The sequence below is a fragment of the Modestobacter sp. DSM 44400 genome (assembly GCF_900107175.1).
In the GTDB taxonomy this organism is placed as follows: Bacteria; Actinomycetota; Actinomycetes; order Mycobacteriales; family Geodermatophilaceae; genus Modestobacter.
Genome location: NZ_FNOZ01000006.1, coordinates 15,958 through 31,852, shown reverse-complemented (window position 1 = coordinate 31,852; position 15,895 = coordinate 15,958). Strand labels below are relative to the sequence as shown.

At 73.7% G+C, this 15,895-nt stretch carries 20 protein-coding genes; 15 read left to right on the top strand and 5 right to left on the bottom strand.

Annotation, left to right across the window (positions count from 1 at the left end; genetic code table 11):
• The first annotated feature begins 88 nt into the window (after nucleotides 1–88).
• The 5 genes from BLW04_RS05960 (at nucleotide 89) to BLW04_RS05940 (ending at nucleotide 3,097) form a co-directional block, all read left to right on the top strand.
• Nucleotides 89–508: a DUF350 domain-containing protein gene (locus BLW04_RS05960; RefSeq protein WP_091537865.1), complete on the top strand. Its 420-nt coding sequence runs from the start codon at nucleotides 89–91 to the stop codon at nucleotides 506–508.
• 12 nt (nucleotides 509–520) lie between these two features.
• Nucleotides 521–820 (top strand): SH3-like domain-containing protein, encoded by a 300-nt coding sequence (locus BLW04_RS29490; protein WP_091537864.1) that lies wholly within the window; start codon nucleotides 521–523, stop codon nucleotides 818–820.
• Nucleotides 804–1,094, top strand: coding sequence for an SH3-like domain-containing protein (locus tag BLW04_RS29485; RefSeq protein ID WP_091537863.1), 291 nt, complete (start codon nucleotides 804–806; stop codon nucleotides 1,092–1,094). The genes BLW04_RS29490 and BLW04_RS29485 overlap by 17 nt, the downstream gene beginning before the upstream one ends.
• Complete coding sequence (locus tag BLW04_RS05945) at nucleotides 1,091–1,681, top strand: nitrile hydratase subunit alpha (protein ID WP_091537862.1); 591 nt, start codon at nucleotides 1,091–1,093, stop codon at nucleotides 1,679–1,681. The genes BLW04_RS29485 and BLW04_RS05945 overlap by 4 nt, the downstream gene beginning before the upstream one ends.
• A 228-nt stretch (nucleotides 1,682–1,909) precedes the next feature.
• Complete coding sequence (locus tag BLW04_RS05940) at nucleotides 1,910–3,097, top strand: zinc-dependent alcohol dehydrogenase (protein WP_091537861.1); 1,188 nt, start codon at nucleotides 1,910–1,912, stop codon at nucleotides 3,095–3,097.
• A gap of 28 nt (nucleotides 3,098–3,125) precedes the next feature.
• Here the strand turns inward: BLW04_RS05940 and glgA are convergent, their stop codons facing one another.
• Complete coding sequence (gene glgA, locus BLW04_RS05935) at nucleotides 3,126–4,316, bottom strand: glycogen synthase (protein ID WP_091537860.1); 1,191 nt, start codon at nucleotides 4,314–4,316, stop codon at nucleotides 3,126–3,128.
• A gap of 70 nt (nucleotides 4,317–4,386) precedes the next feature.
• Here glgA and glgC point away from each other — a divergent pair, with 70 nt between their 5' ends.
• Complete coding sequence (gene glgC, locus BLW04_RS05930) at nucleotides 4,387–5,607, top strand: glucose-1-phosphate adenylyltransferase (RefSeq protein WP_091537859.1); 1,221 nt, start codon at nucleotides 4,387–4,389, stop codon at nucleotides 5,605–5,607.
• Entirely contained in the window at nucleotides 5,505–6,158 is a 654-nt protein-coding gene (locus tag BLW04_RS29480; protein WP_371327775.1) for a 2'-5' RNA ligase family protein, read from the top strand. The genes glgC and BLW04_RS29480 overlap by 103 nt, the downstream gene beginning before the upstream one ends.
• 162 nt (nucleotides 6,159–6,320) lie before the next feature.
• Here BLW04_RS29480 and BLW04_RS05920 read toward each other — a convergent pair whose 3' ends face one another.
• Nucleotides 6,321–6,998, bottom strand: coding sequence for an O-methyltransferase (locus tag BLW04_RS05920; RefSeq protein WP_091537858.1), 678 nt, complete (start codon nucleotides 6,996–6,998; stop codon nucleotides 6,321–6,323).
• A gap of 182 nt (nucleotides 6,999–7,180) precedes the next feature.
• Here BLW04_RS05920 and sigE point away from each other — a divergent pair, with 182 nt between their 5' ends.
• The 4 genes from sigE (at nucleotide 7,181) to BLW04_RS05900 (ending at nucleotide 10,450) form a co-directional block, all read left to right on the top strand.
• A complete protein-coding gene (gene sigE, locus BLW04_RS05915) occupies nucleotides 7,181–7,810 on the top strand; it encodes an RNA polymerase sigma factor SigE (protein WP_371327774.1) in 630 nt (209 codons plus the stop codon).
• Nucleotides 7,807–8,400 carry an anti-sigma factor family protein gene (locus BLW04_RS05910; protein WP_091537856.1) on the top strand — a complete coding sequence of 198 codons (594 nt, stop codon included), beginning with the start codon at nucleotides 7,807–7,809 and terminating at the stop codon, nucleotides 8,398–8,400. Before sigE ends, BLW04_RS05910 begins: the two co-directional genes overlap by 4 nt.
• A gap of 128 nt (nucleotides 8,401–8,528) precedes the next feature.
• Nucleotides 8,529–9,992: a S1C family serine protease gene (locus BLW04_RS05905; RefSeq protein ID WP_091537855.1), complete on the top strand. Its 1,464-nt coding sequence runs from the start codon at nucleotides 8,529–8,531 to the stop codon at nucleotides 9,990–9,992.
• Nucleotides 9,993–10,084: 92 nt separating this feature from the next.
• A complete protein-coding gene (locus BLW04_RS05900) occupies nucleotides 10,085–10,450 on the top strand; it encodes a twin-arginine translocase TatA/TatE family subunit (protein ID WP_091537854.1) in 366 nt (121 codons plus the stop codon).
• Between the two features lie 159 nt (nucleotides 10,451–10,609).
• Here the strand turns inward: BLW04_RS05900 and BLW04_RS05895 are convergent, their stop codons facing one another.
• Nucleotides 10,610–11,770, bottom strand: coding sequence for an Mrp/NBP35 family ATP-binding protein (locus BLW04_RS05895; RefSeq protein ID WP_091537853.1), 1,161 nt, complete (start codon nucleotides 11,768–11,770; stop codon nucleotides 10,610–10,612).
• Nucleotides 11,771–11,925: 155 nt separating this feature from the next.
• Here BLW04_RS05895 and BLW04_RS05890 point away from each other — a divergent pair, with 155 nt between their 5' ends.
• The 4 genes from BLW04_RS05890 to BLW04_RS05880 all read left to right on the top strand — a co-directional run bounded on the left by BLW04_RS05890 (nucleotide 11,926) and on the right by BLW04_RS05880 (nucleotide 14,102).
• Nucleotides 11,926–12,627, top strand: a complete 702-nt coding sequence (locus tag BLW04_RS05890) for an AzlC family ABC transporter permease (protein WP_091537852.1) — start codon at nucleotides 11,926–11,928, stop codon at nucleotides 12,625–12,627.
• Nucleotides 12,624–12,941 (top strand): AzlD domain-containing protein, encoded by a 318-nt coding sequence (locus BLW04_RS05885; protein WP_091537851.1) that lies wholly within the window; start codon nucleotides 12,624–12,626, stop codon nucleotides 12,939–12,941. The genes BLW04_RS05890 and BLW04_RS05885 overlap by 4 nt, the downstream gene beginning before the upstream one ends.
• A 171-nt stretch (nucleotides 12,942–13,112) precedes the next feature.
• Nucleotides 13,113–13,238, top strand: a complete 126-nt coding sequence (locus BLW04_RS29125; protein ID WP_256375468.1) for a hypothetical protein — start codon at nucleotides 13,113–13,115, stop codon at nucleotides 13,236–13,238.
• A gap of 24 nt (nucleotides 13,239–13,262) precedes the next feature.
• Nucleotides 13,263–14,102, top strand: coding sequence for a nuclear transport factor 2 family protein (locus tag BLW04_RS05880; protein WP_091537850.1), 840 nt, complete (start codon nucleotides 13,263–13,265; stop codon nucleotides 14,100–14,102).
• Here the strand turns inward: BLW04_RS05880 and BLW04_RS05875 are convergent.
• Both BLW04_RS05875 and BLW04_RS05870 read right to left on the bottom strand, forming a co-directional pair.
• Entirely contained in the window at nucleotides 14,095–14,640 is a 546-nt protein-coding gene (locus BLW04_RS05875) for a DUF1003 domain-containing protein (RefSeq protein WP_091537849.1), read from the bottom strand. The genes BLW04_RS05880 and BLW04_RS05875 overlap by 8 nt on opposite strands.
• Nucleotides 14,633–15,871 (bottom strand): magnesium transporter MgtE N-terminal domain-containing protein, encoded by a 1,239-nt coding sequence (locus BLW04_RS05870; protein ID WP_091537848.1) that lies wholly within the window; start codon nucleotides 15,869–15,871, stop codon nucleotides 14,633–14,635. The genes BLW04_RS05875 and BLW04_RS05870 overlap by 8 nt, the downstream gene beginning before the upstream one ends.
• Between the last annotated feature and the right edge of the window lie 24 nt (nucleotides 15,872–15,895).

Genomic DNA, 15,895 nt, shown 5'->3' with positions numbered 1-15,895 from the left:
CAGCACGGTGCGCGGAGGCGCCATTCCAGGAGCAGGTGTGCGATGCCCCTAGGCTCGGTCCTCCGCCGTCCCCACCCGGAGGTCCTCTGTGCTGGCCAGCATCGGTTACGCCGCCGCCTACACCGGTGTCGGCATCCTGCTCCTCGTGGTGGGCGGGTTCGCCCTCGACCTGCTGACCCCGGGCCACCTGGCCCGGCACATCTACGAGGAGCGGTCGGTCAACGCCGCCATCGCGCTGGCCGCGGGGTTCCTCGGCCAGGGCGCGATCGCGTTCACGACCATCTGGACCAACGCCACCAGCGGGTTCGGGAGGGCGCTGGGCTACACGGTCGTGTTCGGGCTGCTCGGCGTGCTGCTGCAGGTGATCGCGTTCGTCGTCCTCGACCTGTTGACGCCGGGCAAGCTGGGCACCACGCTGATGCAGGTGGACTTCCATCCGGCGAGCCTGGTGACCGCGGCCGCCACGCTTGCGGTCTCGGCGATCATCGTCGCCTCGATCTGGCCCTGAGAGGAGCTGACGATGGCCCGGGTCAACGACGTCGGTGGCATGGCCGGCTTCCCGCCGATCGTGGAGGAGCCCGACGAGCCGCGGTTCCACTCCGACTGGGAGGCGCACGTGTTCGCGCTCAACGGGGCGCTGATCCGGCGCGGGGTCTACAACCTCGACGAGTTCCGCGACGCCATCGAACGGATGCCGCCGCAGGAGTACCTCGCCTCCTCCTACTACGAGAAGTGGTTCACCGCGATCACGACGCTCCTGGTGGAGAAGGGCGTGGCGACGGCCGAGGAGCTGGCGGTACCCGATGACCACACGCACTGAGCGGTTCGCGCCGGGTGACCGGGTGCGCACCCGGTCGGTCGACCCCGCGGGCCACACCCGGCTGCCCCGGTACGCCCGGGGCGCGGTCGGGCTGGTGGTCGAGCCGGCCGGCGCCCACCCGCTCGCCGACGACCGGGCGCGCGGGGTCGCCGGCGCCGCGCAGACCGTCTACCACGTGCAGTTCGCCGCGGCCGACCTCTTCGGCGCCGGCGACCACACGGTCACGGTGGAGCTGTGGGAGCACTACCTGACACCGGTGGAGGAGCAGGCATGAGTGGAGACCACGGCAGCTCGGTGATCTCGGCGCACGTTCGGGAGGTCGAGGCGCTGCTCGAGGAGCGCGGCCTGCTGGACGACGGCGAGATCGACCGCCGGATCGACGAGTTCGCCGCCGGGGGCTCGCCGGCCAACGGCGCGCGCGTCGTCGCCCGGGCCTGGGTCGACCCCGGCTTCGCGGAACGGCTGCTCGCCGACGCAAACGCGGCGCTGCCCGAGGTGGGGCTGTCGATGTCCGGCGGGCTGCAGGAACAGCGACTGAAGGTCGTGGCCAACTCGGCGACCGAGCACCACGTCGTGGTCTGCACGCTGTGCTCCTGCTACCCGATCGCGCTGCTCGGCCCCTCGCCCAGTTGGTACAAGAGCGAGGCCTACCGCTCCCGCGTCGTCCGTGACCCCCGCGGGGTCCTTCGGGAGTTCGGCGTCGAGCTACCGGCGGCGACCCGGATCTCGGTGTGGGACGCCAGCGCCGAGTCGCGGTACATGGTGGTGCCCCGCCGTCCCGAGGGCACGGAGGCGCTGTCGGAGGACGCGCTCGCCGGCCTGGTCAGCCGCAAGGGGCTGATCGGCACCGCCCTCGTCTGATGCGCCGGCACCGGACTCGCGCCGGAGTCGCCGTCCTCACGCTGTGGCGCGAGTCAGGCGACCTCAGGCTGAGGACGGTCAGCCACGGTCAGCGAGCCAAGGCTCCTGAAACGGGTCGGTGAGCGCCGAGCGTCTGACCCCCGCGGGATAGGACGCGGCTCCCGTTTCGGTCGATCATGGTCGGGCACCGAGCGGAGGACAGTTCTCGAGCGGAACGGTGGCACCGGCATGAAGGCAGTGACCTGGCACGGCAAGAAGGACGTCCGCGTGGAAGAGGTGCCCGACCCGTTCGTGCAGGCACCGACCGATGCGGTCATCCGGGTCACCACCACCAACATCTGCGGCTCCGACCTGCACCTGTACGAGCCGTTGGCACCCTTCATGGGCGTAGGAGACATCCTGGGCCACGAGGCGATGGGTCAGGTCGTCGAGGTCGGTGCCGAGTGCGGCGACCTGAAGGTGGGCGACCGGGTCTCCATCCCCTTCCAGATCTCCTGCGGGCACTGCTGGATGTGCGATCAGGGGCTCTACACCCAGTGCGAGACGACGCAGGTCCGCGACCAGGGCATGGGCGCGGCGCTGTTCGGTTTCTCCAAGCTCTACGGCGAGGTGCCGGGCGGTCAGGCGGAGTACCTACGGGTGCCGCAGGCCCAGTTCACCCACATCAAGTTGCCCGAAGGCCCGCCCGACGACCGGTTCGCCTACCTCTCGGACATCCTGCCCACCGCATGGCAGGGCGTGGAGTACGCCTCGGTCCCCGAGGGCGGGACGCTGGTGGTCCTGGGGCTGGGCCCGGTCGGTGACTTCGCCTGCCGGATCGGCGTGCACAAGGGCTACCGGGTGATCGGGGTCGACCTGCTGCCCGATCGGCTGGCCCGGGTGCAGGCCCGTGGCGTCGAGGTGGTCGACCTCCGCGAGCACGAGGACGACCTCGGCGACGTCATCCGGGAGATGACCGGCGGTCGCGGCCCGGACTCGGTGCTCGACGCGGTCGGCATGGAGGCGCACGGCTCGCCGGCCACGAAGTTCGTGCAGAAGGCGGCCGGCCTGCTCCCCTCGGCGATCGCCGCGCCGATCCAGAAAGAGGTCGGGGTCGACCGGCTCAACGCGCTGTACTCCGCCCTGGACATCGTCCGCCGCGGCGGCACCGTCTCGCTGACGGGTGTGTACGGCGGCGCGGCCGACCCGATCCCGATGCTCACGATCTTCGACAAGCAGATCCAGCTGCGCGGCGGTCAGGCGAACATCAAGCGCTGGATCCCGGACATCATGCCCTTGCTCACCGATGACGACCCGCTCGGCGTGGACTCCTTCGCCACCCACCGGCTGCCGCTGTCCGAGGCTCCGGAGGCCTACAAGGCGTTCCAGGAGAAGGCGGAGGGCTACGTGAAGGTGCTGCTCAAGCCGGGGGTCTGAGCCGGCGGCGGGATCGGGTGGTCGGGTGTCACGCGCGGGCGGCGAGCACCGTCTCGTAGACCTGGAGGGTCTGCGAGGCGATCGCCGGCCAGCCGAACTCGGCGAGCACCCGCTCCCGGCCGGCCTCGCCCATTGCCTGTGCCCGCGCCGGGTCGGCGAGCAGCTCGGCCATCCGGGCGGCCAGACCGGCGGCGAACGCGGTCGGGTTCCCGGCGTCGTAGTGCACGAGGAGCCCGGTGCGGCCGTCGTCGACGACCTCCGGGATGCCCCCGACGTCGCTGGCCACCACGGCCGTGCCGCAGGCGGCGGCCTCCAGGTTGACGATGCCCAGCGGTTCGTAGACCGAGGGGACGACGAAGACCGTGGCGCCGGTGATCAGCGGGACCAGCTGCTCGCGGGGGAGCATCGCCTCGATCCACACCACGCCTGAGCGCCGGGTCTGCAGCTCGGCCACCGCGTCGGCGACCTGCTTGCGCTCCGCCGGAGTGTCCGCGGCGCCGGCGCAGAGCACCAGCCCCGCCTCGGGGGGCAGCTGCTCGGCGGCGGCCAGCAGGTGCAGGAGCCCTTTCTGGCGGGTGATCCGGCCGACGAACAGCGCGTACGGCCGGTCGGGGTCCACGCCGAGTGAGGAGACCACGTCGGGGGCCTGGACCGGCCGGTAGGCCTTGGCGTCCACCCCGTTGCCGACGACGAAAACCTTCGCCGGGTCGAGGCCGGGGTAGACCTCGAGCACGTCGGAGCGCATGCCCCGGCTGACCGCGATGACGGCGTCGGCGGCAAGGTAGGCGGTGCGCTCCACCCAGGAGGACAGCCGGTAGCCCCCGCCCAGCTGGTCGGCCTTCCACGGCCGGCGCGGCTCGAGGGAGTGCGCGGTGACCACGTGCGGGCTGCCGTGCACGAGCGAGGCCAGCTGCCCGGCGTGGTTGGCGTACCAGGTGTGGGAGTGGACGACCTCGGCGTCGGCCAGCGCCGCGGCGATCTCCACGTCGACCCCGAGGGCCTGCAGTGCCCCGTTGGCCGACTGCAGGCCCGCCGGCACCCCGTGACCGGTCGCTGGGTACCCCGCCTGGCCCGGGACCCGCGGACCGCCGAAGCAGTGGACGTCGATCTCGGGCCCGTGGGGCAGCCCGCGCAGGGCTGCCACGAGGTGCTCGACGTGGACGCCGGCTCCGCCGTAGACGTCCGGTGGCCATTCCCGGGTGATCACTCCCACGCGCACGGAGTCACCCTAGGTGGTGAACGGCGCAGGCGGATGGGCGTTCGCCCAGCGGACCCGTTACGTTGCGCTCATGCGTGGCGGTCCTCGAGTTCTCGGCATCGTGCTCGCCGGTGGTGAGGGGAAGCGGCTCGCGCCGCTGACCCAGGACCGGGCGAAGCCGGCTGTTCCGTTCGGCGGCAACTACCGGCTGATCGACTTCGTGCTGTCCAACCTAGTCAACGCCGACATCCGGCGGATAGCGGTGCTCACCCAGTACAAGAGCCACTCGCTGGACCGGCACATCACGACGGTGTGGCGCATGTCGACCCTGCTGGGCAGCTACATCACCCCGGTTCCGGCGCAGCAGCGGCTCGGCCCCCGCTGGTACACCGGCAGCGCCGACGCGATCTACCAGAGCCTGAACCTCATCTACGACGACCGGCCCGAGATCGTCGTCGTCTTCGGTGCCGACCACGTGTACCGGATGGACCCGGCCCAGATGATCGAGCAGCACGTGCAAACCGGTGCCGCGGTGACCGTGGCCGGGCTGCGGGTGCCCCGTCGCGAGGCGACCGAGTTCGGGGTCATCGACGCCGACGCCGACGGCAAGGTGCGCGGCTTCCTGGAGAAGCCGGCCGACCCGCCGGGCCTGCCGGGCTCCCCGGAGGAGAGCTTCGCCTCGATGGGGAACTACGTGTTCACCACCGACGCACTGCTGGACGCGCTGCGCGCCGACGCCGAGGACGAGGATTCGGTGCACGACATGGGCGGGTCGATCATGCCGATGATGGCCGACGCGGGCAGTGCCTACGTCTACGACTTCAGCACCAACATCGTTCCGGGGGCCACCGATCGGGATCACGGCTACTGGCGCGACGTGGGGACGATGGACTCCTACTACGACGCCCACATGGACCTCCGGTCGGTCACCCCGGTCTTCAACCTCTACAACGACCGCTGGCCGATCTACACGCTCCCTCCGCAGTTCCCGCCGGCCAAGTTCGTGCTCGGCGGCCGCGCCGAGGAGTCCATGGTCAGTGCAGGGGTCATCATCGGCGGCGGCGCGGTGCTGGGCTCGGTCGTCTCGCCCGGTGTCCGGATGGAACGCGGGTCCTCGGTCGAGGACAGCGTCCTGATGGACGGCGTCCACATCGGCGAGGGGGCCGTCGTCCGGCGGGCCATCCTGGACAAGAACGTGGTCGTGCCGCCCTGGGCTCGGATCGGAGTCGACCTGGACGCCGACCGCGAGCGGTACCACGTGAGCGCCGGCGGGGTGACCGTGCTGGGCAAGGGCGCCCGGGCCATCGTCTGAGCCCCGCCCCTCCGCTGGTCGTCACGCTGCTGCTCGACGAGTCGGCGCAGCAGCGCTTCGACCGGCTGCGGGCCGCGCACTTCCCGGCCCGGCCCCTTCCCGGGGCCCGCCCCGAGCGTGCGAGGGGTGGGGAGGAAGGGGTGTTTCGACTCGCCGCGCACGTCACGCTCTTCCACGCCCTCCCCGGGGCACAGCTGGCCGAGGTCCGACGCGAGCTGGCCGCGGCCGCGGACCGCCCAGCCTTCCCGGTCACGGTGAGCCGGGTGCGGCTGCTGGGCCGCGGGGTCGCCTTCGACCTGGAGTCCGCGGAGCTGACCGGGCTGTGGGCCGGGTTGGCGGACCGGTTCCGGCCGTGGCTGACCCGGCAGGGCCGGCAGCCGGGCAGGGCGCATGTCACGGTGCAGAACAAGGTGGACCCGGCGCTGGCCCGCGCGCTGCACGTCGAGCTGGCGGCCGGCTTCACGCCGGAGACGGTGGCTGCCCGTGGGCTTGGCCTGTGGCACTACCTCGAGGGCCCGTGGGGCGCCGAGGCCGAGTTCCTCTTCCGCTGACTGATTCCAGGCGGTGTGGCGGTCACGTGGAGGTCCCCGCCGCGGACGACGGCGGAGGGTGTGAACGTGGCGTCGACCAGCGGAGCTGCGGGTGACTTGCCGGCACCCGACCCGTCACCACCAGAAGATCGGGCACCGGAGAAGGCTGTCGTCCCGCTGGCGTCAGCTGCGCCGGGCGGCGACGAGCAGGCCGGCACCGATCGGCAGCACCGCCGAGGTCAGCGTCTCGTCCTCACGCACCTTGCGGGCGAGCCCGCGCCAGGCCACCGACTGCGGGTCGCGGGCCGAGCGGTCGGCGATCTTGCCGTCGGCCAGCAACCCGTGGCACACCAGCGACCCGCCCAGGCGCACCAGGGCGAGCAGACCGGGCAGGTGCGGGACGTAGTCGGTCGGCGGGCCCGAGCAGGTCACGAGGTCGTAGTTCGCCGAGGACAACCGCGGCAGCACCTCGGCGGGTGTGCCGAAGATCAGCCGGGTCCGGCCGGTGGGCACGCCGGCGTCGGTGAAGGCCCGCCGCGCGGCCCGCAGCTCGGCCGGGTCGCTGTCCAGGGCGGTGAGAACGCCGTCCGGGCGCATGCCGCGCAGCAGCCACAGCCCGGCGACCCCGCCACCGCTACCGATCGACACGACGGCCCGGGCGTCGAGGCTGGCGGCGAGCACAGCCAGCACGGCCCCCACCGCGGGTTCCACCGGCGCGGGGGTGCCGAAGGCGGTAGCCGAGGTCAGCGCGCGCTGCCGCGCCGCCACCAGCGCGGGGGGCTCGCTGGGGAAGCCGTCGGCATAGGCGGCCGCGCCGTCCCGCCAGCCGCCGGCGGTCGGCGGTCGGGGAGCGCTGGTCACCCGGGAAGGCTAGTGGTCTGACCCTGGCGGGCTCCTGTCGGCGGGTGACGGCGCCGGCCAGCCTGGCAACTGGCTGTGGACCCGGCGCTCCGGGAACACCGGCCCGCGCCCCGACCGTTGGACCGGACGTGCGTCTGACGCCTGCCACCGCAACTGTTCCTCCCGCCACCCCCGGTGGGGAGGTGCCGCCCGGTGCTGCGGTCTGCGATCCTGGGGCAGTGACCGGACCGAGCGACACGACACAGCCGGCTGCCGTGGCCCCGGCCGCGGAGGGTTGGGTGGCTCCGACGTGGGAGCAGGTCGTCCGCGACCACTCCGCCCGCGTCTACCGGCTCGCCTACCGCCTGTCGGGCAACCAGCAGGACGCCGAGGACCTCACCCAGGAGACCTTTGTCCGCGTCTTCCGATCGCTGGCCGACTTCTCGCCCGGCACCTTCGAGGGCTGGCTGCACCGGATCACCACGAACCTGTTCCTGGACATGGTCCGGCGCCGGCAGCGGATCCGCTTCGACGCGCTGCCCGAGGACACCGAGCGGCTACCCGGCACCTCACCCTCACCCGAGCAGGTCTACACCGACACCCACCTCGATCCCCAGGTCCAGGCCGCCCTGGACGCGCTGTCCCCGGAGTTCCGGGTGGCCGTCGTGCTGTGCGACATCGAGGGCCTCACCTACGAGGAGATCGCGGCCACCCTGGGCATCAAGCTCGGCACCGTCCGAAGCCGCATCCACCGCGGCCGCGTGCAGCTGCGCGAGGCCCTGGCCCACCTCGCCCCTCGGCGCGGAGCCGGCGCGGAGGCAGTCACCCCATGAGCATCCCGGAGAGCCACCTGGCCCAGGAGGCGATCGCCGCCCTCGTCGACGGCGAGCTCTCCGGCGGGGCCGCGGGCCGCGCCGCCCGGCACCTGGCCGGCTGCCTGCAGTGCCGGCTGGCCGTGTCCGCCCAGCGCGAGGCGAAGGCGGCCCTGCAGGCCCCGGAAGACGTCGCCGTTCCCGGGGACCTGATGTCCCGGCTGCGTGCCATCCCGTTCACCGCGGAGATGCCCTCGGCGGGTCCGCCCGGCTCGCTCGGCGTGGGCGGCGCCGGCCTCACCGGCACCGGGCCCCGCGGTGCCTTCTCCTTTCCGCTGGCCGCGCCCGCCGCGCCGGCCTCCCGGCCGGGTCAGGCCCGCTGGCTGCGTCGCAGCATGACCGGCGCGCTGGCCGGCATCGGGGTCGGCGTCGCCGTGCTGGCCGTCAGCCTGCCCTCCGGCGACCTGCCGGCCGACGACTCGCCCGCGCGGGTGGCCAACGCCATCCGCCACACCGTCCCCGACGACGAGCGCACCGATATCGTGCCGCCGGTCGTGCGCACCGTGACCGTCGGTTCGACCGCTTCCCTGCCCCCCGGTGGGACGCCCTGACCGAAGACCCCGGGTCCGGCCCGGCCGAGCCGGATAGCAGCGGCGCCTCCCGGACCGGCGAGCAGTCCGCGGCCTACGCCCGACCCGACGGCGCTGCCGGCTCCTTCGCCCCGCCCGCGGACCGGCCGATGCCGCCCACGCCGGGCATCCCGCCCCCGCCGCCTGCTCAGCAGGCGGCCTTCGGTCGTCCCGCGGAGGTGGCCGGCTCCTTCGCCGGTGACCGCCCGACCCCGCCGCCGCGCCCGGTGCCCCCGCCGCCGCCCGAGGCCGTGCTCCGGGCGTTCGCGCCCCGCGACGGCGCCACCGGCCTGGGTGAGCCGCCCGGCGGTCTGCCCGGCCGCCGCCGGCGCACCTCCAGCGGGCCGTGGTGGAAGCCCGACGCCGCCGCCGACCCGTGGCGTGACCCGTGGTCGCCGTCCGGGCTGGGGGCACCAGCGCAGTACCCCCAGGAACCGGGGGCCGTGGAGCCCGCGGTCGCCGACGAGCCGGCCCGGGTGAAGCTGCGGGTCCGCGACCTGCCACTACGGCTGTCCGTGCTCGCGCTGCTGGCCCTGGTCTTCGTCGGCGCCGTCGGCGGCACGACCGCCTGGTTCCTCGGTCGCACCGCCGACGAGGAGCCGCTGTTCGCCCCCGGCACACAGCTTTCCGAGGTCTCACCCGGCACCACCCGCGAGCCCGGCTCCGTGTCCGACATCGCGGCCCGGGTCAGCCCAGCGGTGGTCTCCATCGAGGTGCGGCTGGCCAACGCCGGTGCCACCGGGTCCGGTGTCGTGGTCGACGCCGACCAGGGCTACGTCGTCACCAACAACCACGTGGTCTCCGGCGCCGACGGCGTTGAGGGCGCGGAGATCCGCGCCGTGTTCAGCGACGGCAGCGGCTCGGCCGCCCGGATCGTCGGTCGTGACCCGGCCAGCGACATCGCCGTCCTCAAGGTGGAGAAGCCCGGCCTGATCGCCGCCTCGCTGGGCAGCTCCGACGATGTGGTCGTCGGTGACCCGGTCGTGGCGATCGGCTCCCCGCTGGGCCTGGCCGGCACCGTCACCAGCGGCATCGTCAGCGCGCTGGACCGCCCGGTGCGGCTGTCCGGTGAGGGCAGCGACACCAACGCCGTGATCAACGCGCTGCAGACCGATGCGCCGATCAACCCGGGCAACTCCGGCGGTGCGTTGGTCGACGGCACCGGCGCGGTGGTCGGCATCAACACCGCCATCGCCTCCCTGGGCGGCACCGGCGGCGGCGGCGGTTCGATCGGCCTGGGCTTCGCCATTCCGATCGACACGGTCCGCGACATCTCCGAGCAGCTGATCTCCACCGGCAAGGCGGTGCACGCCACCCTCGGCGTCAATGCCCGGTCGGTCACCGACGGCACTCGCGACGGCGCCCTGGTGGTCAACGTCGAGCCCGGCAGCCCGGGTGCGGACGCCGGCATCCGGGAGCAGGACGTCGTCATCGCCGTGGACGGCGGACAGGTGGGCAGCTCCGAGGAGCTCGCCGTGGCCGTGGACGCGCACGCCCCCGGCGACGTCGTGACCGTGGAGGTCGTCCGCGGCGGCAGCTCCCGCGAGGTGCAGGCCACCCTCGGCGCCGCCTGAAGAAGGACCCCGTCCTCCCCACCCTTCGCAGGCTCAGGGCGGGGCCCTGGACGGGGCCACCTACGCTGAGGTCAACGGAGGAAGGAGCAGCGGTGTTCGACTCGATCGGCTGGGGCGAGATCGTTGTTCTGGGGCTGGCCGCGCTGTTCATCTTCGGGCCCGACCGGCTGCCCGGGCTGGCCAAGGACGCCGCCACCGGGCTGAAGAAGGTACGCGAGGCGATCACCGGTGTCCGCGGTCAGCTGCACGAGAGCCTGGGCGACGACTTCGATGACCTGCGCGACCTGGACCTGCGGCAGTACCACCCGAAGACGTTCATCCGGCAGCAGTTGCTGGCCGACGACGCTCCCGCCCCGGCCCGCCCGGCCAACGGCTCCACCGCCGTGGGGGCGAGCGGGGTGCGGGACCGCCGCCGGGACGTCTCCGTCCCGCCGCCGTTCGACGCCGACGCGACATAGCCGTGGAGAACGTCACGGCCCCGGGTCGGCCGGGGACGGCACGGAGCCGGAGTCCCGCAGAGGCGGGGGCCGGAGCCCTCCCCGCGGTGGGATGGGCAGCGGCTCAGCGCGGGTCGGGGACGGCCATTGGCCGCGGTGTCGTCCGGTAGGACGACGGTGTTACCGCCGGACCGGGGTCAGACCCAGCGACATGCCCGACAGCCCGCGGGAGCGGACGGCGAGGCCCTCGGCGATCTTCTCCAGCGCCTGCGCGGCGGGGGCCTCGGGCTGGGCCAGCACGATCGGCGCACCGGCGTCGCCGGCCTCGCGCAGCCGGGTGTCCAGCGGAATCTGGCCCAGCAGCGGCACCCGGGCGCCCAGGGTCTTGGTGAGCGCGTCCGAGACGGCCTCGCCGCCACCGGAACCGAACACCTCCATGCGGGAGCCGTCGGGCAGCTCCAACCAGGACATGTTCTCGATGACGCCGACCACCTGCTGGTGGGTCTGGGTGGCGATGGCGCCGGCCCGCTCGGCCACCTCGGCGGCGGCCAGCTGCGGCGTCGTCACCACCAGGATCTCGGCGCTCGGGACCAGCTGCGCCACCGAGATGGCGACGTCACCGGTGCCCGGGGGGAGATCCATGAGCAGGACGTCCAGGTCGCCCCACCACACGTCGGCGAGGAACTGCTGCAGCGCGCGGTGCAACATCGGCCCGCGCCACACGACCGGGGTGTTGCCCGGGGTGAACATGCCGATCGAGATGACCTTCACGCCGTAGGACTGCGGCGGCATGATCATGTTGTCGACCTGGGTCGGCTTGTCATCGACGCCCAGCATCCGGGGCACCGAGTGGCCGTAGATGTCGGCGTCCACCACGCCCACCGACAGGCCGCGCCTGGCCAGCGAGGCGGCGAGGTTGACCGTCACGCTCGACTTGCCGACGCCGCCCTTGCCCGATGCCACCGCGTACACCCGGGTCAGCGAGCCCGGCTGGGCGAAGGGGATGACCGGTTCGGGAGCGTCGGTACCGCGCACGGTCTTGCGCAGCTCGGTGCGCTGCTCGTCGCTCATCACGTCCAGGCCGACCTGCACCGACGTCACACCGGGGACGGCGGAGACGGCCTGGGTGACCCGGCTGGTGATCGTCTCGCGCATCGGGCAGCCGGAGACGGTCAGGTAGACCTCGACGCGCACCGCACCCGGGTCGCCCCCGACGCCGATCTGCACGTTCTTGACCATGCCCAGCTCGGGCAGCGGACGGTTGATCTCGGGGTCCTGGACGGTCGCCAGGGCCGCGTTCACGGCGTCGAGCGCCGGTGATCCGGTCAGCGTGTCGGACATGCGGGTTGGGTCTCCTTCGACGGGAAGCCCACGACCGGCGGTCCGCCGACCTGCAGCCGACCGCGCGCGGGCACCCTCACTGTACGGCGGCTGATCAGGCCGTCCCCGTCCGCCGGGTGTGAGCCCCGGCATCCTGGGTCATTAGGGTCGGTCGGGTGCCCAGCTCCGCCCGCACCGCCACCCTGCGGGACGCCCTGGGCCTGGGCGTGGCCGTCGGGCTCTACGGCGTCGCGTTCGGCGCCGCGTCCGCCGGCGCGGGACTGGACCTCTGGCAGTCGGTCGCCCTGTCGGCGCTGATGTTCACCGGCGCCTCGCAGTTCGCGCTGATCGGCGTGCTCGGTGCCGGCGGCGGCGGGTTCGCCGCGCTGGGCAGTGCCCTGCTGCTGGGCACCCGCAACGCCGTCTACGGCGTCCGGCTGGCACCGCTGCTGGCCCCGCGCGGCGTGCTGCGCCGGGTCGGGACGGCGCACTGGGTGATCGACGAGACCACCGCCCTGGCCGTCGCCGCCCCGGACCGGGCGCTGGGCCGGCTGGCGTTCTGGGTCGGCGGCGGCACGATCTACCTGCTGTGGAACGCCACCACCGTCGCCGGTGCGCTGGGTGCGGCGGCGCTGGGAGAGACGGCGCAGGCCGCGCTGGACGCCGTCGTCCCGGCGGCTTTCCTCGCCCTGCTGTGGCCGCGACTGCGACGCTCGGCCGCCGAGCCCGGTGTGCAGCGGCGGGTCGCATTCGGTGGCGCAGTGGTGGCGCTGGCCCTCACCCCGGTGGTCCCGGCCGGCGTGCAGGTCGTGCTGGCCGTCGTCGCGGTCGCGGTGGCCGGCCGGCCGCGCCGCGCGGCGGTCGGAGGGGCGGCATGAGCGACGGGATGCTGTGGGCGGTCGTGCTGGCCGGGTCGCTGGGCTGCTACCTGTTCAAGCTGGCGGGGCTGTCGGTGCCCGCCGCCTGGGTGGAGCGCCCCTGGGTCACCCGGATCGTCGACTTCGTGCCGGCTGCGCTGCTCGCCGCGCTGGTCGCCGTGCAGGCCGCGACGGCGGGGAACCAGCTGGTGGTCGACGGGCGGCTGGCCGGGCTGGTGGTCGCTGCGGTGGCCCTCGCGCTGCGCGCGCCGTTCATCGTCGTCCTGGTGCTGGCCGGGGCGGCGGGCGGGGCCGTGCACGCCCTCGCCGGCTGAGCCGCAGCGCGGCACCTCCCGCAGTCCACCGGCCCCGGCGACCATGCTGCCGACCCCGATTCGGACGACGACCGCGCGCCCCCGATCCGGTCGTGCTCGGGCCCTCGCGCTCGCCGGGATCGCGGCCGGCCCTCGTCGGCCGCCGTCCAGGCGGCCGTCGAGGTGCTCGTCGTGCTCGTGCTGACCGTGGCACTGCCCCGGCACCTGCGCACCCGGCTCTGGTCGCTGGTGCTCACCGTGCCGATGGCCTGGCTCGCCGCCCGGCTGCTCGACGTCCTGTACCGGTGCGTCGCCTGATCCGCCGACAGGCAGGATTACGGCGTGCTGGTCGTGATCGGTGGGCTGCCCGGGGTCGGCAAGACGACGGTGGCCCGGGCGGTGGCCGGGCGGCTGCTGGCCATCCACCTGCGGGTCGACGCGTTCGAGGTCGCCCTGGTCCGCCAGGGCCTGGTCGCCGCGCAGTCCGACGTCGGGCCGCACGGCTACGGGCTGGCGCTCGCCGCGGCCGACACCTGCCTCGCGGCCGACACCGACGTGGTCGTCGACGCGGTGTTCGACGTCGCCGCGGCCCGACGGCCGTTCGCCGAGCTAGCCGCCCGGCACGGCACCCCGGTGCGCTGGCTCCGGCTGATCTGCAGCGATCCGGCGGAGCACCGCCGCCGGGTCGAGGAGCGGGTCGCCGACCTGCCCGGACACGTCGTCCCGGCCTGGAGCGCGGTCCGACGCCGGGACGTCGACCAGTGGCACGAGCAGCACACCGTCGTCGACACCGCCCGGGCCGACCCGCTCACCGTCGTCCTCGCCGCGCTGCGGACCCCGGAGGCCGCAGTCCGGGCCCATGTCGACGCCTTTGACGCCGGGGACCTCGATGCCCTGATGGCCGGGTTCACCCCGGACGCGACGTGGCGCACCGGCCGCAGCGATGCCGCCGGCACCGACGAGCTGCGGGCGTTGTTCGCCGGGGCGCTGGCCGGGCTGTCGCCGCGGTTGACGCTGCGCACGCTCACCGCCCGGGGTGACACGGTCGCGGCCGAGCTCACCGAGACCCTGATGGTCGACGGGGAGACCCGCCACGTGCCGATCAGCGGCTGGTACCAGGTGCGCAACGGCCGGATCGCTCAGGCCCACATCTACCGGGAGGGCAGCGCCGAGATCAGCTGACCGGGTCGGTGGTTGCCTCGCGCCGTTTCTTGCCGCCCTTCTTGCGGCGGTCGGCGCCGTCGTCCTCACCGTCGTCGGGCAGCAGCCGGGTCAGCTCGCCCCGGATGAAGTCGCGAGTGGCCAGCTCGCCGACCGACACCCGCAGCGAGGCCAGCTCGCGGGCCAGGTACTCGGTGTCGGCGCGGGTCGCGGCGGCCCGGCTGCGGTCCTCCTCGGACTGCACCCGGTCGCGGTCGGCCTGCCGGTTCTGGGCCAGCAGGATCAGCGGCGCGGCGTAGGCGGCCTGGGTGGAGAAGGCGAGGTTGAGCAGGATGAAGGGGTAGGGGTCCCAGCGCAGCCGCACCGCCGCCACGTTCAACACGATCCAGATGATCACGATCAGCGTCTGGACGGCGAGGAACCGGCCGGTGCCCAGGAACCGGGCGATCCCCTCGGCGAAGCGCCCCACCGCGTCGGGGTCCAGCCGCAGGATGCTGCTCAGGCCCCGGGTGCCGCGCGGGGTGTCCAGCCGCTGCTCCGGCCGGCGGTCGTCAGCCACGGCGGGCCCGCTCGCGCCAGTCCTCGGGCAGCAGGTGGTCCAGCACGTCGTCCACGCTCACCGCGCCGACCAACCGCCCCTGGACGTCGACCACGGGGGCGGCCACGAGGTTGTAGGTGGCGAAGTACCGGGTCACCTCGGCCAGCGGCGCCTCCGGGTGCAGCGGCTCCAGGTCGTCGAGCACGCCGCTGACCAGCGTGGACGGTGGTTCGCGGAGCAGTCGCTGGATGTGCGCCAGGCCCAGGTACCGGCCGGTCGGGGTGCCTGAGGGGGGCCGGCAGACGTACACCTGGCTGGCCAGCGCGGGAGTCAGCTCGGGGGCGCGTACCCGGGCGAGCGCCTCGGCGATGGTCGCGTCCGGGGTGAGGATCACCGGCTCGCTGGTCATGATGCCGCCGGCGGTGTCCTCGGAGTACTTGAGCAGCTGGCGCACCGGCTCGGCCTCGTCGGGCTCCATGAGCTCCAGCAGCCGGTCGCGGTCGACCTTGGACAGTTCGGCGAGCAGGTCGGCGGCGTCGTCGGGGTCCATGACCTCCAGCACGTCGGCGGCCCGGCTCTCCTTGAGGGTGCCGAGGATGACGATCTGCTCGGCCTCGGGCAGCTCACCGAGGACGTCGGCCAGCCGCTCGTCGTCCAATGCCTCGGCCACCTCGTGGCGCCGCTTGATCGGCAGGTCCTGCAGCGCGTGCGCGACGTCGGCAGCGTTGAGCTCGCGATAGGTCGCGATCAGCGTCTCGGCGCTCTGCCCGGTCTGCGGCAGGGACAGCCCGTCGACCTCGTCCCAGGCGAACTGGTGCAGCTGCCCCCGGCGGCCCAGCCGGCCGGGCTCGGAGACGGCGAGCCGGGACAGCACCCAGTCACCGGTGCGGGTCTGCTCGATAGCGGCGTCGACGACGGTGGCCGGCCGGCCGGCCTCCCTGATCGTCACCGACCGGTCCAGCAGCTCCCCGAGCACCAGGGTCTCCCCGGCGCGCTGCTCGAAGCGCTTGAGGTTCAGCGTGCCCGAGGACAGCACCACCGAGCTGGCGTCCATCCCGGTGACCCGGCCGATGGGGCAGAAGATCCGGCGGCGGGCGACGACCTCGATGATTATGCCCAGGGCCCGCGGCGCCGCGGTGCCCACGCGGAGGGCCACGACCACGTCGCGGACCTTGCCGACCCGGTCGCCGTTGGGGTCGAAGACGGGAAGCCCGGCGATCCGGGAGACGTACGCCCTCGTCACCGTGTTCACGAGGCCGAAGGCTACCGTCGCCGT

Coding starts and splice junctions, on each gene's coding strand:
- BLW04_RS29490 (WP_091537864.1), top strand. CDS start 521: ATGGCCCGGGTCAACGACGTCGGTGGCATGGCCGGCTTCCCGCCGATC.
- BLW04_RS05945 (WP_091537862.1), top strand. CDS start 1,091: ATGAGTGGAGACCACGGCAGCTCGGTGATCTCGGCGCACGTTCGGGAG.
- BLW04_RS29485 (WP_091537863.1), top strand. CDS start 804: ATGACCACACGCACTGAGCGGTTCGCGCCGGGTGACCGGGTGCGCACC.
- BLW04_RS05940 (WP_091537861.1), top strand. CDS start 1,910: ATGAAGGCAGTGACCTGGCACGGCAAGAAGGACGTCCGCGTGGAAGAG.
- BLW04_RS05910 (WP_091537856.1), top strand. CDS start 7,807: ATGAGCATCCCGGAGAGCCACCTGGCCCAGGAGGCGATCGCCGCCCTC.
- glgC (WP_091537859.1), top strand. CDS start 4,387: ATGCGTGGCGGTCCTCGAGTTCTCGGCATCGTGCTCGCCGGTGGTGAG.
- BLW04_RS05905 (WP_091537855.1), top strand. CDS start 8,529: ATGCCGCCCACGCCGGGCATCCCGCCCCCGCCGCCTGCTCAGCAGGCG.
- BLW04_RS05895 (WP_091537853.1), bottom strand. CDS start 11,770: ATGTCCGACACGCTGACCGGATCACCGGCGCTCGACGCCGTGAACGCG.
- BLW04_RS05885 (WP_091537851.1), top strand. CDS start 12,624: ATGAGCGACGGGATGCTGTGGGCGGTCGTGCTGGCCGGGTCGCTGGGC.